At 59.5% G+C, this 23,107-nt stretch carries 13 protein-coding genes and 1 tRNA gene; 7 read left to right on the top strand and 7 right to left on the bottom strand.

All coding sequences use genetic code 11. From position 1 onward, the window contains the following. Positions 1–40: 40 nt before the first annotated feature. From pal to AUC61_RS20115, 7 genes are all read left to right on the top strand, one after another. Positions 41–538 carry a peptidoglycan-associated lipoprotein Pal gene (pal, locus tag AUC61_RS20145; RefSeq protein ID WP_087274349.1) on the top strand — a complete coding sequence of 166 codons (498 nt, stop codon included), beginning with the start codon at positions 41–43 and terminating at the stop codon, positions 536–538. A gap of 6 nt (positions 539–544) precedes the next feature. After that, on the top strand, positions 545–1,363 hold the full coding sequence (ybgF, locus tag AUC61_RS20140) for a tol-pal system protein YbgF (RefSeq protein ID WP_243247919.1): 819 nt from the start codon (positions 545–547) through the stop codon (positions 1,361–1,363). Positions 1,364–1,537: 174 nt separating this feature from the next. Beyond that, complete coding sequence (queE, locus tag AUC61_RS20135; protein ID WP_027899121.1) at positions 1,538–2,185, top strand: 7-carboxy-7-deazaguanine synthase QueE; 648 nt, start codon at positions 1,538–1,540, stop codon at positions 2,183–2,185. A 16-nt stretch (positions 2,186–2,201) separates the two neighbouring features. Further along, entirely contained in the window at positions 2,202–2,876 is a 675-nt protein-coding gene (gene queC / locus AUC61_RS20130; RefSeq protein ID WP_243247918.1) for a 7-cyano-7-deazaguanine synthase QueC, read from the top strand. Positions 2,877–2,939: 63 nt separating this feature from the next. Next, a tRNA-Lys gene (locus AUC61_RS20125) sits at positions 2,940–3,015 on the top strand. A gap of 160 nt (positions 3,016–3,175) precedes the next feature. After that, positions 3,176–4,303: a saccharopine dehydrogenase family protein gene (locus tag AUC61_RS20120; RefSeq protein WP_243247917.1), complete on the top strand. Its 1,128-nt coding sequence runs from the start codon at positions 3,176–3,178 to the stop codon at positions 4,301–4,303. 3 nt (positions 4,304–4,306) lie between these two features. Further along, the gene (locus AUC61_RS20115; protein ID WP_243247916.1) at positions 4,307–4,789 is read left to right on the top strand and encodes a DUF2269 family protein; all 483 of its coding nucleotides are present in this window, start codon (positions 4,307–4,309) and stop codon (positions 4,787–4,789) included. Between the two features lie 162 nt (positions 4,790–4,951). Here the strand turns inward: AUC61_RS20115 and AUC61_RS20110 are convergent, their stop codons facing one another. From AUC61_RS20110 to AUC61_RS20080, 7 genes are all read right to left on the bottom strand, one after another. Then, positions 4,952–5,539, bottom strand: coding sequence for a biliverdin-producing heme oxygenase (locus AUC61_RS20110; protein ID WP_243247915.1), 588 nt, complete (start codon positions 5,537–5,539; stop codon positions 4,952–4,954). 95 nt (positions 5,540–5,634) lie between these two features. After that, complete coding sequence (locus tag AUC61_RS20105) at positions 5,635–7,779, bottom strand: HlyD family efflux transporter periplasmic adaptor subunit (RefSeq protein ID WP_243247914.1); 2,145 nt, start codon at positions 7,777–7,779, stop codon at positions 5,635–5,637. A gap of 40 nt (positions 7,780–7,819) precedes the next feature. Further along, on the bottom strand, positions 7,820–9,163 hold the full coding sequence (locus AUC61_RS20100; protein ID WP_243247913.1) for an efflux RND transporter periplasmic adaptor subunit: 1,344 nt from the start codon (positions 9,161–9,163) through the stop codon (positions 7,820–7,822). After that, positions 9,160–9,954 carry an efflux RND transporter periplasmic adaptor subunit gene (locus AUC61_RS20095; RefSeq protein WP_243247912.1) on the bottom strand — a complete coding sequence of 265 codons (795 nt, stop codon included), beginning with the start codon at positions 9,952–9,954 and terminating at the stop codon, positions 9,160–9,162. Before AUC61_RS20095 ends, AUC61_RS20100 begins: the two co-directional genes overlap by 4 nt. Positions 9,955–10,011: 57 nt before the next feature. Next, positions 10,012–11,694 carry a TolC family protein gene (locus tag AUC61_RS20090; protein WP_243247911.1) on the bottom strand — a complete coding sequence of 561 codons (1,683 nt, stop codon included), beginning with the start codon at positions 11,692–11,694 and terminating at the stop codon, positions 10,012–10,014. A 152-nt stretch (positions 11,695–11,846) separates the two neighbouring features. Continuing rightward, positions 11,847–21,353, bottom strand: coding sequence for a beta-propeller fold lactonase family protein (locus tag AUC61_RS20085; RefSeq protein WP_243247910.1), 9,507 nt, complete (start codon positions 21,351–21,353; stop codon positions 11,847–11,849). A 43-nt stretch (positions 21,354–21,396) separates the two neighbouring features. Continuing rightward, the gene (locus AUC61_RS20080; RefSeq protein WP_243247909.1) at positions 21,397–22,983 is read right to left on the bottom strand and encodes a TadE/TadG family type IV pilus assembly protein; all 1,587 of its coding nucleotides are present in this window, start codon (positions 22,981–22,983) and stop codon (positions 21,397–21,399) included. Positions 22,984–23,107 lie beyond the last annotated feature (124 nt).

The following is a 23,107-nucleotide window of genomic DNA, read 5'->3' as shown; positions in this document are numbered from 1 at the left end:
AGATTTGCTTAACACACTGGGGTTCATTAGGAGTTTCACGATGGAAATGCTGAAGTTTGGTAAATTTGCTGCGCTGGCTCTGGCCATGGCTGTAGCTGTAGGTTGCTCTTCCAAAGGCGGCGACAACGCTGGCGAAGGCGCTGTTGATCCTAACGCTGGTTACGGCGCAAACACTGGTGCCGTTGATGGCAGCCTGAGCGAAGAAGCTGCTCTGCGCGCAATCACCACCTTCTACTTCGAATACGACAGTTCGGACCTGAAACCAGAAGCCCTGCGCGCTCTGGACGTACACGCCAAGGACCTGAAAGCCAACGGCGCTCGCGTAGTTCTGGAAGGCAACACCGACGAACGTGGTACTCGTGAGTACAACATGGCACTGGGCGAGCGTCGTGCGAAAGCCGTTCAACGCTACCTGGTTCTGCAAGGTGTTTCCCCAGCTCAGCTGGAACTGGTTTCCTACGGCGAAGAGCGTCCAGTTGCTACCGGCAACGACGAGCAGTCCTGGGCTCAAAACCGTCGCGTCGAACTGCGTAAGTAATTTGACATGCGAACGTGCCGACGTGCTCTAACCGTTTTGGCCCTCACCCTTCCACTAGTTGCGTGGGGTGCGGTTCCTGTGGTCGATAACAATTCTGGCTCTGGCAGCAGCAGTTATCCGCCAGCTGGTTATGGCACGTCTGGCGCCTATGCCGGGGGAGGGGTTACGGCCCAACCCTCGGCACAAGGTCAGCTGTTCATGCAGTTGCAACAGATGCAGGACGAAATCGCGCGGTTGCGCGGTATGGTCGAGGTCCAGCAAAACGATATCCAGCGCATGAAGCAAGAAGCGCTTGAGCGATATCAGGATCTGGATTCACGCATAGGAGCAGGCGGCGCAGCCGCAGCGGCTTCCAATAATTCTCAACCGGCTGGCGGCGATATCAACGCCAGCGGGACACCAGCAGCACCGGCCGCGCAAGCGCCGTCTGCTGGTACTGAACCACCGGATCCTGCGAAGGAGAAGCTTTATTACGAAGCAGCCTTCGACCTGATCAAAGCCAAGGATTTCGACAAAGCCAGCCAGGCTTTCGGCGCTTTCCTTCGCAAATACCCAAACAGCACCTACGCGGGCAACGCCCAGTACTGGTTGGGTGAGGTGAACCTGGCCAAAGGTGATCTGCAAGGCGCGGGTCAGGCTTTTGCCAAGGTCAGCCAGCTTTATCCAAAGCACGCCAAAGTGCCTGATTCGCTTTACAAGCTTGCTGACGTCGAGCGCCGCCTCGGTAATACCGACAAGGTGAAAGGCATTTTGCAGCAGGTTGTAGCGCAATATCCGGGCACCTCAGCCGCTCAGCTGGCGCAACGGGATCTTCAGCGCCTTTAAGGTTCTGACCCGAAATTCAAGAAAGCCGCGCTTGTCGCGGCTTTTTTCGTTAGAATTCGGCACCCGATTTTTCGGTACTTTTAAATACGCTTCTCTGGATTCTGCGATTGCAGGGTGCTTTGAAGTGCCTGACGGAGGCGGACGGCCTGTTTAGCTGTTACGCCCGTGGCCCATATGCAAGAAACGTTACGCATCACCGAAGTCTTTTACTCGTTGCAGGGTGAGACTCGCACAGCGGGCTTGCCCACTGTTTTTGTCCGGTTGACGGGCTGTCCGCTTCGTTGCCAGTATTGCGACAGCGCCTACGCGTTCACTGGCGGCACGATTCAGACCCTGGACGACATCCTCGGCCAAGTGGCTGATTATCGCCCGCGCTACGTCTGTGTGACTGGCGGCGAGCCGCTGGCTCAGCCCAATGCCATCCCGTTGCTCAAGCGTCTCTGTGATGCGGGCTATGAGGTGTCGCTGGAGACCAGCGGTGCGCTGGATATTTCGGCGGTCGATCCGCGCGTCAGCCGCGTTGTGGACCTGAAAACGCCAGGTTCCATGGAAGTCACCCGCAACCGCTACGAGAATATCGAGCTGTTGACGCCTAACGATCAGGTCAAGTTTGTGCTTTGCTCCCGCGAAGACTACGACTGGGCGGTCTCCAAGCTCATTCAGTACGGTCTGGAGCGTCGTGCCGGTGAGGTGTTGTTTTCGCCTAGCCACCACCAACTGAATGCCCGAGACCTGGCGGACTGGATCGTCGCCGACAACCTGCCTGTACGCCTGCAAATGCAGCTGCATAAATTTCTCTGGAACGATGAGCCGGGGCGCTGAGATGAGTGAAGCAACCATGACTGAAAAAAGAGCGGTAATTCTCCTGTCCGGCGGCCTCGACTCGGCCACTGTCGTTGCGATGGCACGTGAGCAGGGCTACACCTGCTACGCCATGAGTTTCGATTACGGCCAGCGTCATCGCGCCGAGCTGGACGCAGCAGCGCGCGTTGCTCGCGATCTGGGTGTGGCCGAACACAAGGTCATTGGCCTGAATCTTAATGGTATCGGTGGCTCGGCGCTGACCGATGATTCCATCGCTGTTCCTGAAACTCCCGGTGAAGGCATTCCGGTCACTTATGTGCCGGCGCGCAACACTGTCTTTCTGTCCCTCGCGCTGGGCTGGGCAGAAGTGCTCGGCGCACGCGACATTTTCATCGGCGTCAACGCGGTGGATTACTCCGGCTATCCGGACTGCCGACCTGAGTTCATCGAATCATTCGAGCGCATGGCCAACCTCGCTACCAAAGCAGGTGTAGAAGGCCAGGGCTTCACTATTCAGGCGCCGCTGCAGAATCTGAGCAAGGCCGATATCGTCAAGGCCGGGGTGCGTTTGGGCGTTGATTACGGCCTGACGGTTTCCTGCTATCAAGCTGATGATCAAGGCCGTGCATGCCGCAAATGCGACAGCTGCCGCCTGCGCGCAGAAGGCTTCGCAGTCGCCGGAATCAGTGACCCAACACGATATTTTTAAAATAATTGAAATTAGGTGTTGAATTACTCATATAAATCAGTAATATACGCGCCACGCAACAGAGGGTCGTTAGCTCAGTTGGTAGAGCAGTTGGCTTTTAACCAATTGGTCGTAGGTTCGAATCCCACACGACCCACCATTTTTTGCAGTTTTAAAAATCCGAAAGGCCCACGAAAGTGAGGATTTTCGGGTTTTTTTTTGCCTGTAAGAAAGCTCTGATCCTGACACGATGGACCTGTCAGATATCAGTCGAGCAAAATCGTACTGGCCTATGCAGCATTGAAAACAGGGAAGCTCAAATGTCGCTCAGAGTCATGGTTGTCGGCGGATACGGGAATTTTGGCAGCATTGTCTGCCGTCACTTGATCTCCATGTCAGGCGTGGACCTCGTCGTCGCCGGCCGCAATGCCGATAAGCTGGCCAACAAAGTTGACGAACTTCAGTGTGAATCGGCCATTGTTTGCGAGAGTTGGTGCGGTGATGCCATGGGAGCCACTTTCGGTTCGGTGTTGCGCACGCTGGATATTCAGTGGGTGATCCATACCGGTGGGCCTTTTCAGGGCCAGTCCTATGCGGTTGCTCAAGCGTGCATAGAGGCCGGAGTGCACTACTGCGATCTGGCCGACTGCCGCACCTTCGTCAACGGCATTGGCATTCTCGACGCTGCTGCGAGGCAAGCGAACGTTACGATTTTGAGCGGATGCAGTTCGGTTCCCACGCTTTCGTCAGCCATTATTGACCAGTACCGTCATCGCTTCAGTCGCATTGATGCTATCGAGCATGGCATATCCTCCTCCGCAAAAATGCCAGGTTTGTCGACTGTCGAAGGAGTGCTTGCCTACGCTGGCAAGCCGATCAAGCAGCTCAGGAATGGCCAGGTCCATGAGGTCTCCGGTTGGCAGGACCTGACGCTACGCAACATGCCGCACCTGGGGCGTCGGGTTCTGGCTAATGTCGACGTTCCGGATATCGACATATTTGGCAGTCGTTATGGTGCGCACACGCTCAGTTTCAAAGCAGGGTCAGGGCTCAAGCTTGGGGGCGTGGCCAATTATCTTCTGGCGGCCACACTGCGCGCCGGAGTGGTTAAGGACCGTCTTGGCTGGGCCGCACGGCTGCATCGCTGGGGCACTTTGTTCGAGCGCTTCGGTGACGGCCGCAGCGCGATGTACATCGATGTCCAGGGCATCGGTGTGGAGGGTAAGCCGCTAACGATGAACGTTCAGCTCACCGCCTACCGCGACAAAGGTCCGGAAATTCCCAGTTGCGCTGCTGTCGCACTGATTGCGAAGGCCGCACAGGATTACCGTCCCGAGCCTGGCGCACGGCCGTGTGTAGGGGAAGTTAGCGTTGATGAGTATCTGACCGCCATTGGTGATCCGCAGAATGTTCGGCTGTCGGTGTGCTTCTCCGGTGAGCAGGGCTGACTGATGCTCTATTTGGGGCTGAAGTATTTGCATGTTATCGCCGCGATTTTCCTGTTCGGATTCGGCATGGGTTCTTTCCTTTATCTGATTGCCGCCAACCGCACGCGAAATCCGCAGGTCATTGCGCCCGTCTGCGCAATGGTTGTACGTTTCGATACCTGGATCACGACCCCGGCAGGTTTTCTGCAAGTCGCCACAGGCTATGCGCTGGTCAGGCTTGCCGGGCTGCCTTTGACGTCGCCATGGCTGCTGACCTCGTTGCTGATCTTCTTCACGGTGGGCGCGCTCTGGCTGCCTGTGCTGGTGCTGCAAAAGCGCTTGCACAGGTTGGCGTTCAGCGCTGCTGAGCAAGGTTTGTCGCTGGATGAGCGATATCACAGCGCCTATCGCAAATGGTTCTGGATGGGGATCTGCGGTTTCGCGGGGATGTTTGTCATCGTGCTGATGATGGTGACAAAGATGACGCCATGGCAGTGGTTAAATTGACCCTGGTCCGTCGGAGGCCATCGAGCTGAAGAGGCCAGTGATAGCGGTATGTCAGACAAACCGCCATCGCTGGCCTCGTAACCTCGGTGAGCTCCTACAGAGTCCGGTGCTTGCCAGCGACAGCGCGTTATCAAAGAGGGCGGGGGCCGGGCGAGCGCTCACTCAGTGAAAGCACTCACGCAGGGCACTGCGATAGAAATCGAAAGCGTCAATGGCGCCCTGAATCGCTTCGGCTTTTTGCGCTTCGTCCAGGTTCAAACCATCCAGCAATGTCACGAACTGACGCCAGTGCAGCGCACGGCCGTCGGGGTGGGCGGCAAGGTGGCGCGCACCGTGTTCAGCGTTGAAACCCATCTGCTGGGTTTCCTTGAAGAGAAACGCTGCACCCAGATTCGAGCCCTCCGCACAGTACAGCCAGCCGATTGCAGCGTGCATGGAATGCGGTTTCACTGTGGTCGGGGCTGCAGGAACCGACAGGCCGAGGTCTTTCATATCGGCGCACACGGCGTCAAAACGAGGCAGATCCCTAAGACCGGGCAGCAACTGATTCAGATCTGCATCGCCGTACAGGTCATGAATGGCACCATGAAAGCGATGCTGAAGGCGCAAGAAGCAACCGTAGCGTTGATTGTCTTCGAACGGGCGTGATTGCATGACCAGCGTGTCGACGCTGTCATGGTCGCGGGTGCTTCCTGCTTTCAGGCGTTTGCTCAGCGGAAGTTCTGGTGTCTGTTGGGCGTTGGCGAGCATTGGCGAGGGTCCTGTGTGTGCTGCGACAAGTTACCAAATGATGGCCATGACATGTAAGCGGGGCAACGAGCGGAGCATTAAGAATGCTTAACCGTTCAGAACGAGGATTCGCGAATTAACACGGTCATCGCGCTGCGCCAGACACGCATGGCCAGGCTCTGCGCCTGAGCCTCAATGACCACTGTTCCGCGCAGTCCCATTCTTGGTGTGGCTGAAGCTTGAGAGGGCGTGAGCAAGGCTCGATAGATGGCCTGCTCGGGCTGCGGAATGCGTTCGCTGTCCAGGGTTGCCGCCAGACCACCTGCATAAGTAGACGCCAGCTCTGGCGTTGATGAGAGGCGACGCACGGCGGTGTGCTCGACATTGTCCAGCTTCAGTTCCACGGGTGATCTGGAGAATACCTCGGGGTAGAAGCGAGCGCTGCTGCCTGGTTCCAGGCGCGCTAGGTCATGCTCTTCCACAAATGCTTCCACGACCCCTGAGTCGCTTCCGGTCAGGGTACCAAGCCATTCTCCTGCGGGTAGCCATTCACCTTGTTCCAAGGGATCGGCAATATCGGCCATGACCCCGTTGAAGGGCGCGCGAACCGTCAAATAGCTCGATTGTTGGCGCAGTACAACCTGACGCTCAAGGGCGGCGAGTAGCTCCTGGCGGATCACCATCAGGTTGGCTGCCGCTTGCGGATTGAACTGCTGAAAGCTGCTCTGCCATTGCAACGTGACGATCTGCCGGTCCAGGATTGCCAGCTCCTGCTTCAGGTGGGGGGCGTCCAGCTCGAACAACGGCTGACCCGCCTCAACCTTTGCGCCGGGCTTTATCAGGATACGTTGCAATTGTGCCCCGACCGGAACGTAAAGCCCCGCCTGTTGCTGTGTACGCAGCAATGCCGGAGCGTGAATACTTCCGCGCCAGGGTACGCAGGCCAGCAATAGCAGGGACAGGCAGACCAGCAATGTGGTCAGTGAGTTGCGGTTCATGCGGTAGTCCTTGCGTCGAGAGAACCACTCGCGCAGTTCACTGAAGATGGGGCGCAGCAGGAAATAGACGATTTCAACGACGAACAGAAGGATGCCCAACAGCTTGAAAGCGAAGTGGTAGACCAGTAGTGCGATCCCCAGAAACAGAAAGAAGCGATAGATCCAGGTACCCAGTGAATAACCAATAAGAGTGCGTTCCAGCCAGGGCTCGAAATGCTCGGGGCGTTCTTCGCCGAAACGGAACAGCCATTCGCGCAAACGCCAGCGGGTCAGACGGAATGCGCGGGTTTGCAGGTTGGGTACGTCGAGTAGATCGGAAAGCAGAAAATAGCCGTCGAAACGCATGAACGGACTCAGGTTGACTGTCAGGGTCAGAATCCAGGTGGTGGCGGCCAGCATGAATGCGGCGCTGCGCAGCATCCCGTCAGGCAAAAAGCTCCACAGCAATGTTGCCCATGCGGCGAGTGCCAGTTCCACCAGCATTCCTGCCGCGCCAATAGCCATGCGTTGGCGACGCTGTTTGAGACGCCAGGCGCCGGATGTATCGGTATAGAGCACTGGCCACAGCACGAGCAGCGCGACACCCATAGTGGCGACCTTGCCGCCATAGCGCTTGCAGGTATAGGCATGACCGAGTTCATGCAGCACCTTGGAAAAAATCAGCGTCGCGCCCGCCAGTGCAGCACCTTCAAGGGTGAAGAAGTGCAGGAAGGTATGAATGAAGGTTTCCCATTGCCGCGCCGCCAGAAACAGACCAAGTCCTGCTGCAATCAGTGTCAGGTAAAGAAACGTGCGGCTGTAGAACGGCTCCACCCAGTGGCCGGTTCTGCCGAGGAAACGGTCTGGGCGCAGCATCGGGATGCGCACAAACAGATAGTTCTTCAGCAGCCAACTGGCCCAGCCGACGCTTTGGGCATCGGCGATACGTAGCAGGCGAGCGTTGTCTTCGGCGCCGCAGGCCTGGAGCAACTGGTTGGTCTGCAGGAAGTTCTTGAACGCTGAAAGATCGTCGTTATCCAGCTCCAGCGTGCTGTCCTGACTGATCGAGCTAACAATGGCTGCTGAATCGCCCAGATGCCAACGCGAGAGAATTTCCACCTCCGCCCAGCCCAGTCGAAAAAACTGGCCTCGTGCCGGATCTTCAAGCGTCCAGGTGGGCGAACCATCACGATTGCGCGGGCCTTCGTGCAGCAACAGTTCATCACGCAGCCTGGGCAACGATGCTGGTGGATTGGCCATGCCTGGCAACGTGGCGCTGTTCATCGGCGCTGTGCCAATAGGTGACCACGTGACTGTACAGTGCTCACCATGCCAGCCAGATACGCAGTGCAGACAGCGGGCGACGCAGCAAGTAATACAGCACGCTGGTGCTTTCGCCGTAGAGCTTCGCCGTGCCTTTGAGACCGACCCGAATGCGTGGATCTGCATCGGCGAACTCAGCCTTCAAGCGATAAGCCATGTTGCCGTCTGCTGTCGGGCTGGCACGGTAAGCCAGACGCTGCAGGCTTGCGGTCAGCGGTGACGTCGGGTCGGTATTCAGGAACATCAGGATTTGCGCGCCCGGCTGCAAGTCGATGGCATCGGCGATGGGTAACTGGATGTCCAGTTGTGCCTCACTCGGTTCTGCTACCAGCATAATGCGTTCACCCAATGACACTGGGCGGCCCACCCAGTCACTTGGGTCATCGAATACCGCCACGCCAGCTCGCGGGGATTGAATGTTCATGCGCTTGAGGCTTTCCTGCAGGTAGTAAACCTCGGTCTGCGCCTGTTCACGGCGGCCCTGCAATACGGCGAGAGTCGCTTTGCTGCGCTCATCATTGAGGGCTTGCTGTTGGGCCTGACGAAATTCGGCGTCGGCGATAGCCATGGCCTGGCGTGAAGACTCAAGCCTGCTTTGCAGTTCTCTGGCGTCGAGTTGCACCAATGCTTGTCCGACCTGTACCAGCTCGTTGGGTTGCACCAGGATTTTTTCCACCACACCTTGCAGCGGGGCACGCATCACACTCGGGTGGCGGGCGACAATTTCGGCAGGCGCCAACACCGATTGTCGCACCGGCAGACTCAGTAATACCGCGCTGGCAAACAGCGCGGCCAGCCACCAGCGTTTGCGCGACTGGCCGGGTTTACGTCGGGCGGCCTTGCCCAGCAGCGCCGACCACGCGTGGCCGTAGGCGTTGAGCAGCAAGGTGGCCAGCGGTTCTTGACCGTCAGGCAGAGGCGTTTCTCTGGCCAGCAGCAGTGCGCCGAGGAGCTTGCCGTCGGCATGCAGCAATGGCATCCAGATCAACTGCGAAGGAAAATGCTCGGCCCAAAGTGGCAGGTCATCGGTAGCCAGTTCAGCTGTATTGATGGCATGAAGGTGACGGGCGTGGGGCTGTTGTTGCCAGCGCTTGCACAAGCCGCTCAGCCACAGGATGAAGGGTGCATCCTGCTCGACCACTGCCAGGCCCGAAATTGCATCGAGCCGGCCACGGTCGTGGTTCCACAGCAGCGCCTGGCGATAGTCGAGCAGCAGTCGGCTGTCGTTGACCATGACAAATGCCAACTCTTGAGCGGTCAGCGCGCTGCGCGCCTGTTGTTCGAGTTGCAGCAGTTGGCTGAGGCTTTGCAGTGCTTGCTGGTCGCTCGTTTCGGCCATCTTCATTTGGCGCTGACGGTGGGCGGAGTCAGTTGTGCGGTACCGCTCATGCCGGGTAACAAACTCCCGTCGCCAGTGGCGATTCGACCGAATACCTTGACTGATTGACTGAGAGGATCAATGACAGACCCCATACGCACGACTTCGGCAGGATAGCTTTTGCCCGTCTCATCCAGGCTCACTTCAAAACGACTGCCGGGTTTGAGCCATGTCAGCCAGCGCGAAGGGGCGATCAGCTCCACATCGAAAGCACTGTTGTCGTAGATCGCCAGCAGTTCCTTGCCTTCAGCGACGTATTCACCCGGCTGGACCTTGCGCTCGGCAACCCGACCGGAGAACGGCGCGTTGATGTTGCAACGCTGCAGCATGACCCGACCTACGCCACTTTCTGCGCGTGCCATGGTCAACGCCGCCTCAGCCTGGGCGACATCCGAGACACTGATGGACTGCAACTGGTCCAGGCGTTTGGCAATGCTCAGCTTCTTGCTGGCGGCGGACTCGGCAGCCGCAGAATGGTTGAGTCTGGCCTGGTGAATGGCGCAGTCGAACGCCACCAGACGCTCACCTTTCTTAAAGCTTTCGCCTTCTTTGATATCCAGGCTGATGATTTTGCCCGCGAGCTCACTGGACAGCACCGTACGCTGGCTGGCGCTCAGCTGCACACGGATATCGGTGCTTGAAGACCCGGGTGTCGAGTTGGCCGAAGGCGGCTGCAGCGGCGGGGGCTCGCTGGCATTGACGCTGGCGCAAGCCATTGCCAGCAACAGAGAACAGGGCAGAGGGAACGAAGTACGCATGATGGCTTGGGAGTCTCGGCAGGTAAGCGCCACCCCGTGCGGAGTGGCGTTAATGGATCAGCGCAGGGTCGGAGTGTTCACCGGAACCAGCTCGGCATCTTGCAGAGAGCCGAGGCTGCTCCAGGTATTGATTCGCGCTGGAGCAGGCGGGGCTTTCGGCGCTGGCAGCGGCTGGGCTACGGTACTGGCCATCAGCGACGGAGCGGCATGCAGGCGTGGCACCGGCGTTTCACCTTTGGCCAGAGCAATCGCGTTGTGGGCGATGGCCTGGCTCAGGGTGGCGACGCTTTTGTCGGCCAGTTGTTCGGGCAGCGGATCAAGCCCGGCAGACTGGTAAACCGCGCCATAAGCGTTCTGCAACTCGGCATAACTGCGATCGCGAGTACGCGTTGCCAGGACCGTTTCGGTGCTGGTGCGTACACGCTCGACCAGCGTTTGCGCATCGCTTTGGACGGCGCTTTCGGTCTGGGTGAGAATGCCGCGCTGAATACGCTGCAGTTCGTTGGAGCGCTCGAACAGGCGTGATGCGCGTTGGTATTGTTGCCAGGCCACGTTGACCTGAGTCAGAACGGCCATACGCAGTGCCTGGCGGCGAACATCGGCGACGGCTTCGCGCGCTTCGCCAGCCCGGCTGATCGCAGGGTAGGAGAGCACGCTGAGCAGGTTCCAGCTGACTTGCACACCGGCATCGGCCCAGTTGTTATTGGCCATGTAACTGGTGCTGTCGTAATTACCACCTATGAACAGCGAAGCGCCTGGCAGCAGGCGCAACATGGCGCTGCGGGTTTCCAGCACCGCATTGCGCGCCAGATAGCCCTCTTCGCGGACTTCCGGACGCTTGACCATGGCCATGATTTCCAGGTCTTCGAGGCTGTAAGCCAGCGGCGGGCGGGTCAATTGTTGCTCGCTGGGAATGACCAGGCTGTATTGGGTGGCCGGTGGCAGGTTCATCAACGCCGCCAGGCGAGACTTGGCAGTGGCCAGTTCGCTGTCTACCGATTCCAGCTGGCGGACCATTTCCAGCAGCCCTTTCTGGAAGCGCAGGGCATCCAGCGGCGCGAGCAGACGTTGTTTCTCGGTCTGTTGCGCGCGCTCCAGCGCACTGCGGGCTTCCACCAGTGTGCGTTGCACCTCAGGTTTCAGGCGCTCGGCCGTGGCGGCTTCCCAGTAGGCGGCACGTACCTGCTGAATGATGTCGGCCACCACTCGCCTGCGGCGTTCCTCGGCCCCCAGGGTTTTGTTGGCCTGAGCTTTGGCGCTGAAGTAACCGAGGCCGAAATCAAGGGTGTTCCACGACATTTGTAGGTCGGCGTTACGGTTGGAGCGGTCCTGACTGGTGGACGGCTCCAGGGACTGGCTGCCGGTGCGAATAGATTCGCTGGACGACGCCGACACGTTGTCACGTCCACGCCAACCCGCCCGCGCCGCCAGTTTGGGCAGCATGTCGAGGTTCTGTGCGTCCAGCAGGTTGTCTTCCAGCGCTCGCTCCATCAGCGTCAGACGTTGCTGCAGGTTATATTTCACGGCCCGGGCCATGGCTTCATCCAGGCTGATTGGCCGGGTGACGGGCTCTTGGGCGTCGAACATCTTGACCCGGTCGGAGCTCGCCTCAGCGATTTGCTGGTCGAGGGTGATCGCTTCGGGTTTCACGGCGCAGGCAGACAGGCTGAGCGTGGCCAGGCCGATGGCCAGACGCAGCGACAGGCGACCAGTGAGGCTTGGAAGTTTGGTGTTGATCACGAGTGTTCCTCTGAAAAGTGCTGTCCGTACCGCGATCGGGTGAGGCCGGGGTGCGGGCCAGTTTGGGGCGGCGACAAGATAAGAATTATTCTTGATAGCAGGCAATTGCGGGTTCATTAAGAATGCTTAATGAACCCGCGTCGTTGTTGCGATCAGGCCGCGTCGCGGTCGGATTTTTCCTCGGGCGTGGCGTCTTTTGGCAGCAGTGCGGCGAGCAGTGCCTGAGCCCGGGCCAGCAGTCCGCCCTGGCTGGCGGCCTGCAGTTGCTCGCTGACGCCTCTCTGTGCCGACGCCTGTGAGCGAGGCTCTGCGGTTTGAAGCGCGGGCGTCTGTTCAGGCGTTACGCTGAGCGTCCGGTTGCCATCGGTTTGAAGCTCTACGGGAATGCGCGCCTCTTTACCGCTCGCGTCCTGGGCAATCAGCACCAGCCGCAACCGTTCTGCCTGCTTCATACGATCGCGGTCAACCACGATCTTGCCGGTACGACTGTCGAAGCTGACCCAGTCCGGTAGCGGTAGCCCGTTACTCAGGCGCAGACTGACGGTCAACTGGCTATCGCGGCTGCTGAAAATCCCGTCCGGTAGCTGGAAGTCGATCCGTGACGATGTCCCGCTCATGTCCAGCAAGGCACCGATCCGCTCGCGGTTGGTTGATAACGTCGTGCCATCGGGGGATGTCTGGCTAACCCACAGGGCGCTCTGCCCATTGGCTGTCCGCAACGGTGTGTCGAACACCGTAAAGCCGGAATCAGGCTGGGTGAAATCCAGAGGTTGGCCGAAGCTGTCGAGTCCGATGTTGTCGGTGAAACGTAAGGGCCTGTTGCCCGCGACCTCACCGATAAGGCTCGGCGATGACGCGCTTTCCGGTCGTCCTGAAAAGTCAAAAACAGGGTCGCGGGAAGCCGGCGGCGCTGCATGCCAGGCGACCGGATCGACGGGAATCACCGGGCTTACGCTGTCGATCACCGGCGTCGGATTGCCTGCACCGGGTTCGCTTGCGACCTGTACTGTGAAGTTGATCGTGCGCGTGGCGGTCAGTCCGGAAGTGTCGCTGACCACCAGCGTCAACACTCCGCTGCTGGTCGGGATGCCGGACAGAATGCGAGTAGTGGGGTCGAAACTCATACCGTCAGGCAAGACGTCGGCTTGCCATGTCAGGGTGTCACCGTCGGGGTCGTTGAACAGGTTGGCGGGGAGGGTGACGCTGTAGTTCTGGCCGACGCTGCCTGGTGTCAGGTTGTACGGCGCAGTGCCCGCGATGGGCGACTGGTTGGCCCCCGGGTCGCGCAAGGTGATCTGCACCACGCGGGTCTGGCTGGTCAGTGCGGCATCACTGAAACTCATATTGAGATTCACTGAACTGTTACTGACGCCGGTAGCGTCTGTGGCGTAGGTCAGCTTGCTTAGGATGGCATTGGCGTCAGCGCTGCTGACCGCTGTTGTAAACGTCAGGGTCAGGGTGCCGTTGAGGTCGGCCAGGGTCGCAATGGTCGTGCCGCCCTTGAGTATCTGGCCGTTCAACAGACTCAGGCCATCACCGTCGGCAAAACCGAAGTGGTCGCGGCTGTCGGCCGACGGAGCGCGGGAAATACTCACGCTTGCGCCTTGGTAGTTGCCCGCTCCACCGTTGGCGGCATCCAGCTCTGCGTCGCTGAGGCTCAGCCCCGGCGCGAGTGGTACCGGGTCTGCACCAATCACGTAGATCGGCGCAGGTGTGGCGATGACGGTTAACGAGGTCAGGCCCTGACCCACGACAATCGCTTTGCCGTTACCGTCCAGCACGATCTGTTTCGCGCCGCCCAGCGTGCTGCTGTCGCTGCTTTGCAGGGTGTCGGCGAGGATCAGTGTCTGGCCGACCACTGCATAACGACTCAAGGTGCCGTTTGCCGCCGAGACGAACAGTGCAGCGCCGTCGTCGGAAAGCGCCAGATCGCTAATATCACTCAGGCCACTGGCGACAACGCCGATGAAGGTAAAGCTGCCACTACTGGTGTCGAAATTCAGCAGGCGCACGCTGTCGCCGCCAGCGATGTAAACGTATCGGCCGTCGTTTGACACGGCGACGTGTTGCAGGCTGCCCAGATCGACCGGGTTGTCGATTACAGACTCTTGTGGGGTATTTCGGATAAATCCCAACAAGGTGATTTGCCCGTCGCTGCCCTGACGGTAGGCGATCAGACTGTTGCTGTGGTCAGTGCTGACGAATACCAGATCGCCTGCCACATCAATGGCAGAGGGTTGCCACAGGTACGGATCACTTTGCGAGTTCGCCAAAGCCTGGGTCTGAGTCAGTTGCCCCGTGGTTGCATCGCGGCTGTACACCAACAGGCTCGTGCTGCCAAGGATGTACAACGAGCGGCCGTCAGGCGATTGGACGATATCCTTGATCTCATAGAATTCGAAGTCGCTGTTGGAGCTGAGAGTTTGCACAAGGCGCAGCACGCCAGAGTTGTCGCGGCTATAAACCGCCAGGCCGTTGCCGTCACCGCCAGTGGCATACAGCGCTTGGCCATCGGCACTGATCAGTAGACGGTTGATCGAGGTGAGTTCGCTGCCTCCCGGCAGGGTGCTGAGGTAGGTCAGTTCGCCCGTCGTCGCGTTGCGGCTGAACAGGGCGATGACGCCTCTGTTATCAGCGGCATACAGCGTCGTACCATCCAGAGAGAGGCTGATTGCGGTCACACTCGACAGCCCGCTGAGCGTACTGATACTTCTTGTGACCTGAATATCACCCAGCGCGATGACCGGATCCTTGACGATCACCGGCGTGTCATTGACCGCCGTGATGTCGATGCTCAGCGCCATTGCGCTGGACGTCAGGAAACGGTCAGACAGGGTCGCACTGATCGCGATGCTGTTGGCGGGGGCATGATCAGCACTGACGTAGGTGATCTGGCGCAGGGTGTTCTGAACATCAGCGCTGGTCGGAATGCTGCCTGCGTCGCCATTGAAACGAATGGTCAGCACGCCATCCCGGTTGGTCACCTGGCCGATCGCTACGCCATCCTTGAGCAAAATGGTGCCGCTCAGGCTCAGGCCGTTAGCGGCATTGAAGCCCAGCGTGTCGAGGCTGGTTGCTCCGTTGCCCAACGTCAGGGTCAGTGTGGCACCGCTGTAGTTACCGGCGCCGCCGTTCAGCGCGTCCATTTGCGCATCGGCAACCGTCGCGCCCGGGGCAACCACAATTGCACTGTCGCCTTCGGTGTAGGGTTGCGCTGGCACCGGGCCGCCCAGCCCGGGGGCTGTGTTGGTTGTGGTGGCGGGTTTGAGGGTAACAGTGACTTTGTCTGCCAGCACTGTGGTCGGGGAACTGCCGTTTGCAAAGTTTTCGGTAATGCTAAGTCCGATGCTGCGGGTGCCGCTCAAACCGCTGCCGGTGTTGTTGTAGGTAATGCCGTCGATAAGCGCGGCGGTGCTGGCCGGGTCACGAACCAGAAAAAGCGTCAGCGTCGCGACACCATTCTCGACGAGAACGCTGTACTGAATGCCGCTGGCAGTCTTGGGTGTACCGTCGCTCGTCTGCAGCACGATGTTGCTGCCATCGACCCTCAGCACCTCGTCAGGGCCACTGGCACTGACCGTGATGATGACTTTCCAGATGGCCTGATCGGCTTCGATGGTGTCGATTTGCGTGCCGTCGAACAGCTTCACTCCTTCGCCGTTTTCGGCAAGATCGGGGTTGAGCGGGGTGCTGATCAGCACGGACGGGTCGTTCACGCCATGCAGATCGACGCCTACATCAAGCACCGTGCTGTTACCCGCGCCGTCGTCAAAGGTGACACTGAAGTCAGGCTCTGATCCGGCCAGTTCCGGGTCATTACTGGTGTTGGCGTAAGCAATCTGGCGCAATACGTTCTGCGCGTCCGCCTGGCTGCTGCCCGCCAGGAAGGTCACCGTCAGTTCGCCATTGACCTGCACGAACGTGGCGATCGCCACGCCGCCTTTCATGATCTGGTTGCCATCCAGGGTCAGGCCATTGCCATCCAGGAACGTGAACAGATCGTCGGCCAGTGCGCCGCCATTGCGGACGATGCTGATGCTGGCGTCCTGATAGTTGCCCGTCACATCCAGTGTCGGGCTGGACAGATGAGCACCGGGCAACAGCGCGCCAGCGGAACCGCCTTCGGTGTAATCAAGGCGTGGCAGGTCGACGTTCATGATGAAGAGTGTTGAGGTGAAGTCGACGGTGCCGCTGATGTATAGCTGTTTACCGTCGTTACTCAGGCTGATGCTGGTCAGATTTTTGAACGAAACGCCGAATTCGACCCCGTCATCCTTCACGTCCGCATAGTGGGTGAGGGTGCCGTCGGCAGCGCGAGTGAATACTTTGATGGTGTTTTCACCGACCAGAAACACTGCCGAACCATCGGCGGAAACCACCAGATCGCTGCCGGCCAGATTCACTGCGCTGCTGCCAATCAGCGTCAGGCGGCCATCGCTGCCGATGCTGATGGCTTCGAGGCTGCCAGGTGTGCCGTTGTTGATGGCGTAAAGGGTTTTGCCATCGGCGGAGACGGTCAGCCCGCCAATGTAGTTTTCTCCGGTGCCGACGCTGTTGAGGTAGGTCAACGCACCGTCGGCGCCGATGCGCAGTGCGCTGGCAACGACGGTGCTACCCGTACCGCCGACGAACAGGAACTGGCCGTCAACCGAGAGCTGCAGGCGGTTGATGCTCGCCAGACCCTGCATGCCATCGGCACCGTCGCTGTAGGTGTTGTCCAGGGTCAGCGAGCCATTGGCTTGCTGGCTGAACACCGACAGGCTGTCACCGGCGGCGATGTACACATGGCCGCCAACGCTGACGATATCGCGGATGGCGTCGACACCACCGGCAATGGCACTGCCGTTCAATGTCCCGGCCAGGGTCAGTTCGCCGCTGCTGGTGTCGCGGCTGAAAACCACTACCGCGTTGTCAGTGCTGCCAATCACATACAGCGACTGCTGATCGGCCGACAGCACCACTTTGATTGCGCCGCCCAACCCGGCGATGCCATCGGCCAGGCTGGCGTCGAACAGGCTTCGTACCAGTGTCAGGCTGCCGTCTGCAGCGCGGCTGAACTGGCTCAGGTACGACGTGCCGCTTTCCGAGATGCTGACCACATACAGGTACTTGCCGTCGCTGGACAGAACAGTGTCCTGGGCACCTGTGAGCACATCGGCAGATACATCGGAGTTCCAGCCATCGGTCTGGCCCGCGTACTTCGTATCGGTGGTATCGCCGCTCAGCACCGGTGCCAGGGCAGGGTCGGCAGCGACGGTCAGGGTCACCTGCAGATCACGACTATTGCCGAGGGTATCGTTCACGGTGAGGGTAATGGTGTAGCTGCCTTTGCTGTCAGGCGTACCGGAAACGGTTCGGGTGGCCGGGTCGAAGCTGAGGGTGGAAGGCAGGCCAGCAACTTGCCACGTCAGCACATCGCCCTCGGTATCTTTGAACAGATCCTCAGGCAATACGACGCTGTACGAATGATTAACCGTTGCGGTGACGGGCACATAGCTGTCGTTGCTGACCACGGGCGCATGGTTGACCAGCAAGACGACCACGGTGCTGTCGGATTTGCCGCCATCGCCGATGCTGACGCTCAGGTTGATTCTGGCTGGCGCGGTGCTGTCGCCGTTCTGATAGGTGACTTGCTTGAGCACCTGATTGGCCAGGGTTTTGTCCACGCTGTCGGTGAATGTCACGGTCAGCTTGCCTGCATCGATCACGAAGTTGGCGATGGCCTGGTCTTGATAGAGAATCTTGCCGTTTTCCAGGCGCAGGTCGTTACCGTCGGCGAATGCGAACAGATCACTGGCAGATGCCGTGCCGGAGCGGACGATGGTCAGCACCGTGCCCTTGTAGTCGCTCAAGGTGTCGAAGTCGGCGTCAGCGAAGCTCACGCCGTCGGCAAAGGTGGTGGGGTGCTGATCGCTGTAAACGGTATTGGCGCGGGCCGACAGAATGGCGACGCCCGTGCTGACCTGCGAGGAGCCTGTGTAGATATTCAGGCCGTCCGCGCTGACGGCCAGGTGGTTGATGCTCTTGCCAACGTTGACGCTTTCGGAAAAGGTCAGTTTGCCTGTCGTGGCATCCCGGGCGAATACCAGTACTGACTGGCCACCGAACGTGGTGACGTACAGCGCTGAGCCGTCCGCCGACAAGGCCATCTCGCGCATGGTCAACGCAGTGGTGTACTTGCTGTTGTAGGTATCGACGGTGCCGACGTAGGTCAGCCCGCCATCGACGTCGCGCTGGAAGATGCTGATGGTGCCGATGGCATTAGAGCCGACATACAGGAACTGATCGTCCGGTGAAATGACGATGTCCTGCAGGTTTTGCAGGAAGCGGTTGTCAGTCGGTTGCACACCACTGTCCGGGTCGGCGCTGATACTGGCCTGATTGACGGCCGCCACATAGGTCAGGATGCCGGTGCTGATGTCACGCTTGAGGATCGTGATCATCGCGTTGCCGTTGTTACTGACGTACACCGACGTGCCGTCGGCAGACACGACCAGCCCGGTAGGCTGATTCAACCCCTTGTCGGCGGTACCTCCCAGATAGGAACCGATAAACGTCAGGTCGCCGGTGGCTGGGTCGCGGGAGAAAAAGGCGATTTCGCTTTTGTTTGTGGAGCCGTCGTTCGCGCGCACACCGTTGATGGTGTACAGCGACTTGCCGTCAGCCGAGAGCACGATTTCGCTGACCACAGTATCCAGGCCCGAGGCGGTCAGGCTGCCATTCACTTCGCCCTGGGTGGCAACGATGCCGCTGTAGGTCAGCGCGCCGTTGGCTGCGTCGCGGGTGAACAACACCAACGAATAGGCAGTGGCGCTGCCCGTGCTGGAGTACCCGGCCACATACACTGAAGTGCCGTCCGGGGAGACGGTCAGGGTGTTAGCGCCATTGAGACCGTTGACTTCGATGGCGGTGGTGTTCGGGTCGTCGCCGGTGCCTTGGGTGAAGGTCTGCAACAGGGTCAGTTCGCCGCTGGCAGCGTCCCGTGCGTAAACCCGGACATACGCGATGCCCGTTAGGCTCGCGCCGCTGCTGCCGGTGACGTACAGGGTTTTGCCGTCCGTGGACAGCGTGACGCTGGTGACGTAATCGGTGTTGCCGGTCAGCGTGCCATCGGAATAGAACAGCGTCGGGTCGGGATCGACGTCCACTTGCAGCACGGGCGCATTGTTGACTGCCAACACAATGTTCGCGACCAGCCCCGGTGCGCCGATGTCCTTGCCATCGTTGGCCGTACCGCCGTTATCGCGCAGGGTGACCAGCGTCACGTTGCGGTTGCCGGTGACGGCCTGGTTGCTGTCATTGACGTATGCAATGCCGTTGACCAGCGCTTGCGCGGCGAAGGTGCTGATTCCGCTGGCGCTGCTGATGGTCAGGCTGCCGACGCCATTGGCCAGGCTGTAAACGTAGCTGTAGCCGTTAGCGCTGGTCCCGGTGCTGGCGGTGGACAGATCGATGCGCGTGCCATCAATGATGATGAATTCGTTGGCGACTGAGCCAAGGCCATCGATGCTCAGCTTCATCTCGATGATGCTCTGACCGACTTCGCCGGTGTTGACCGAGGCGTCCTTGAACAGCGTGGCCGAAGTGCCTTTGGTTTCATAAACAGGCTGCACCGGAACCGTGGCGCTGAGAGTCGGTGCGCTGTTGTCAGTCAGCAGCAGGGCAACCGTTGCGGCCACGCTGCTCAATGTGCCATCACTGGCGCTGATGTTGAGGCTGACCCGCGTGCCGTCAGCATTGCTGCCCGTGTTGCTGTAGGTGATCTGTTGCAAAACGGTGTTGGCGTCCGCACTGCTGGCGGCGGCAGTAAACGTGATGGTCAGTCTGCCCCCGCTCTGGGTGAAGGTGGCGATTTCCACGCCGTTCCTCAGTACCTTGCCGTTCTCCAGCGTCAGCCCCGACGCGGTAGCGAAGCCGAACTGATCGTCACTCGCCGCGCCGCCAGTGCGTTCGATGGTGATGCTCGCACCCTGATAACTACCGGCGTTGTTGGCCAGACGATCAAGGTTGCTATCGGACAGCGACAGGCCGTCCGTGATTCTGATTTCGCTGCCGTTGATGTAGCTGAGGGTGGTGCTGAAGCGGCTCAGGCTACTGCCTGCCACGACCAGCGATTGGCCGTCCGGTGCGAGGCTTACTGCTCCCGCGCCACTCACGTCGTTGAGAGTGCGGGTCAGGCTCAGAGCCCCGTTGGCGCCAATGCTGTAAACGCTCAATGTGCCTGCGCTGCTGGAAGTGGCATATAGTTTGGTGCCGTCGCCGGAAACGCTCAGTGCGCTGACCCCGGCCAGGCTGGTACCGCCCAGCGATACCAGGGTTTTTCCGCTGCCGTCGCCTTGCAAGGCATAAATGCGAATGGTCGAACCGTCACCGATGTAGATCAGGCTGCCGTCTGCCGAGGCGGTCAGTGAAGGGGTGATGCTGGTGGGGATCCCGGTGGAAAGGGTGCCTGCCGACAGCTTGATCAGCGTGCCATCTGCGTCACGCTGCAGGGTTACCAGGCTGGTGCCAGACGCAACGAAGACATAGTCCCCGGAACTGACGATGGTCCGTGTGCGACCACCACCCAAGGCGCCCTCCTGAAGGGTCGGCAAGCCAGTACCGCTCAGCTCGCCGGTCGCGGTATCACGAGTGAACACGGTTATGCCGCCGACCCGGGTGGAGACGTAGACCTGCTTGCCGTCGCTGGACAGCGCCACACTTTGCAGCTCGCCACCACCACTGGTGCTATTGAGATAACTGAGGGTGCCGTTATCCGAGACGTCGAGGGTGATGATGTTGCTGCCGGAAATGGCATACATCGACTTGCCATCGCTGCTCAAAGCCAGGTCGGTGATGCTGCTCAGGTTGGTGCTGTCTTTGAAGACCAGCTCACTGGTCAACACCCCGTTTGCATCCACCGCGAATTTGACGATGGTGCCCGACGCATTGGCCGCGTAGAGGTATTTGCCGTCGCTGGAGTAGACCACTTCCTTGCTGGTGCCCAGGTCTGCGAGGGTGACGGATTGCGCCAGATCGGGAATGCCCGCATCACCGATGACCGGGGCGCGGTTGATCTGGTTATCGAGGTTGATCGTGGAGGTGATGTTCAGCGTGGCAGTGTTGCCGTCGTCACTCAGGCTTTTGAGCGTGACGGTGGTCGCGCCGCTCTCGACACTGCTGTCTTTCACCTGATAAGCGATGCTGTCGATCAGGCGACCGACAGCATCAGGAGTGTTTTCGGAAGAGTTAAGGGCAATGGATACGGTAGTGAGGTCGCCGCTGACATCTACGGTATAGGCGTAATTATTGCTGCCTGTTGTGCCTATGCCTGTCACTAGGTCGATGGTTTGGCCGTCAATCATCAGTGCTTGATTGGCACCGCTGCTGTTGACGGTGATGACCAGCGTGCTCAGTTCCTGCTGACTTGTGTCTTGGCTGACTTTGACACCGCTGAACAGATCCACTCCCGGGAAGCTGTCGGTGCTGTCGGTAATGGTCACCGTCGCTTTCACAGATGCAGCCTCGACACCGGGCGCGACGTCGGTGGCCGCGACCTGCACGGCAACCTCCGTCGCCGTCGCCACCGCTGCCGCGTCGAACATCATGCGTGGCTCCAGGGCCAATGCCAGGCTGGAGTGCTTGAGGCGTTTGCGTGTGTTCGAGGCGGGCAATGTCATGGCGGTGTCCTTTCTGCAAATGGCTGACGAAGTGGCCTGGGGATTACTCGACCAGACGGGCGTAGTGTTCATGTTTGATCTTGTTGGCGATCTTGCTCAGCAACGTCTGGATCTGGTCTTCGCCTTCAACGAACGTACTGGCGTCGGCGAACACCATGTCGCCGCCACCCTGGGCGCAGATCTGCAGGCCAGGGCCGGCAATCTTGTCGAACAGCACCCGTTGGGAGTCGGCCGGATCGCCCGGGCGTACGCCGATGAAATAGAACTTCAACTTGCGCTCCCTGAAGCTGTTGCACAGGCTTTGAAAGCGGCGCATGGCGTAGTCAATACCGTTGTTTTCGCCGCTGACTGACTGCCCGACTTTTGCCGCGTTGTAGGAATCAGTGTCGAACCAGTCGCCCACGGTGTTGGCCAGCATGACGATGATCTTGACGTTCTCGCTGCCGTCACCTTCGTTGAAATCCAGCGGCAACTCAGGGTCCAGCCAGCCGTTGCTGCCGCGCATTTCCGGTGACAGGGCCATGCCTGCCCAGCCCATGGCGATGGAGTAATTAACGTTGAAACCGGTGCGCATGGCGTCCAGGCGTTTTTCGAGTTCATCCTTGTCGTTGGTCAGTGGCAGCAGCGCGGCTTTGGGGCAGCCTTTGTCGGCGACGATGAAACGGGTATCACTGATACCGTTGGCCAGGCCGAAGTCCGGGTTGGGACCGACCCACGAAACCCATCTGGCACTCGGGTCGTTTTCGATCAGGTCGTGACGGTAATACACCCGGGTGAACTGGCCGGTGGGTGGCTGATCCCAGAAGTAGTTTTCACCCAGAACCAGACCTCGGTTCATACACGTCAGGCCGGACGCGAGGTCGGGCGTGCGCCGGTCAGCGAGGCTGCTGATCTTGCCGGTGCGGAACAGCGATTGCAGTTCAACCGCGTTGATCGCTTGAGAGGTTGCCCAGCGTCGGATGCGCTGTGCGTCGGCGGGGTCATAGACATTGACCGCCTGGCTGTAGGGCACCAGGGAAATCCATAACCGTTTATTGTCGTTACTGTTGTTGTCTTCGCCCAGCAGGCTGGTAATGAAGTTCTTCCCCAATCGGCGCAGGGCGGCGAGTTGGGCGTCATTTTCGCTACCGGTATTGGGCAGCATCAAGGCGATCTCGGTGGCCCGGGAGATCACTTCCACCGTTGAATGTACGTTCAACTCTTGGCGTTCGCCCCCGAGCAACTCCGGGTCGGCATGGAAGCTCACCTCGGCCCGGTAACGTACCCGGCTCTCGTCGTCGACGGTTTTGCTTAGTTCGAAGTTGCTGTAGTCGATCTGCTCTGCCAATTGGCTGTCCATGCCCAGATTGTTCTTCACATAGTCGTAGGCCAGTGCACTCAATTTCGGCATGGAGTTTTCGCCATTCATCAGGCGTTCGTTGCCCACTGCCATCGCGGCAGCGTCGGTGGCCCGCTTGACCTGAGCGGCGTTGCTGACCATGCGGTTGGTATCCAGTACATAGGCCGTAGCCAGCAGTACTCCGCCCATGGCCAGGACCATGAACGCCGCGACGCTACCGCGCTGGCTGGCTGCACTGGGCAGTCGTGCGCGGCGCGCTGGCGCGTGCATCGGTGTGAAGGGGCGGTTCATGTGGGCTGTGTTCCTGCACGATAAAGCGCTGACGGCGCTCCATGAGGGGAGTGTCAGCAAGTGCGGCAAAGATAAGAATAATTCCTAATAGCGGGCAACCGCGGGTTCATTAAGAATGCTTAAT

The organism is Pseudomonas maioricensis, assembly GCF_022790535.1.
Lineage (GTDB): Bacteria > Pseudomonadota > Gammaproteobacteria > Pseudomonadales > Pseudomonadaceae > Aquipseudomonas > Aquipseudomonas maioricensis.
The sequence above is the reverse complement of the archived record's forward strand: the minus strand, read 5'-3'. Positions and strand labels throughout refer to the sequence as shown.

Bases quoted from the DNA above. Each gene is read 5' to 3' on its own strand.
- pal (WP_087274349.1), top strand. From the start codon at position 41: ATGGAAATGCTGAAGTTTGGTAAATTTGCTGCGCTGGCTCTGGCCATG.
- ybgF (WP_243247919.1), top strand. From the start codon at position 545: ATGCGAACGTGCCGACGTGCTCTAACCGTTTTGGCCCTCACCCTTCCA.
- queE (WP_027899121.1), top strand. From the start codon at position 1,538: ATGCAAGAAACGTTACGCATCACCGAAGTCTTTTACTCGTTGCAGGGT.
- queC (WP_243247918.1), top strand. From the start codon at position 2,202: ATGACTGAAAAAAGAGCGGTAATTCTCCTGTCCGGCGGCCTCGACTCG.
- AUC61_RS20120 (WP_243247917.1), top strand. From the start codon at position 3,176: ATGTCGCTCAGAGTCATGGTTGTCGGCGGATACGGGAATTTTGGCAGC.
- AUC61_RS20115 (WP_243247916.1), top strand. From the start codon at position 4,307: ATGCTCTATTTGGGGCTGAAGTATTTGCATGTTATCGCCGCGATTTTC.
- AUC61_RS20110 (WP_243247915.1), bottom strand. From the start codon at position 5,539: ATGCTCGCCAACGCCCAACAGACACCAGAACTTCCGCTGAGCAAACGC.
- AUC61_RS20105 (WP_243247914.1), bottom strand. From the start codon at position 7,779: ATGAACAGCGCCACGTTGCCAGGCATGGCCAATCCACCAGCATCGTTG.
- AUC61_RS20100 (WP_243247913.1), bottom strand. From the start codon at position 9,163: ATGAAGATGGCCGAAACGAGCGACCAGCAAGCACTGCAAAGCCTCAGC.
- AUC61_RS20095 (WP_243247912.1), bottom strand. From the start codon at position 9,954: ATGCGTACTTCGTTCCCTCTGCCCTGTTCTCTGTTGCTGGCAATGGCT.
- AUC61_RS20085 (WP_243247910.1), bottom strand. From the start codon at position 21,353: ATGACATTGCCCGCCTCGAACACACGCAAACGCCTCAAGCACTCCAGC.
- AUC61_RS20080 (WP_243247909.1), bottom strand. From the start codon at position 22,983: ATGAACCGCCCCTTCACACCGATGCACGCGCCAGCGCGCCGCGCACGA.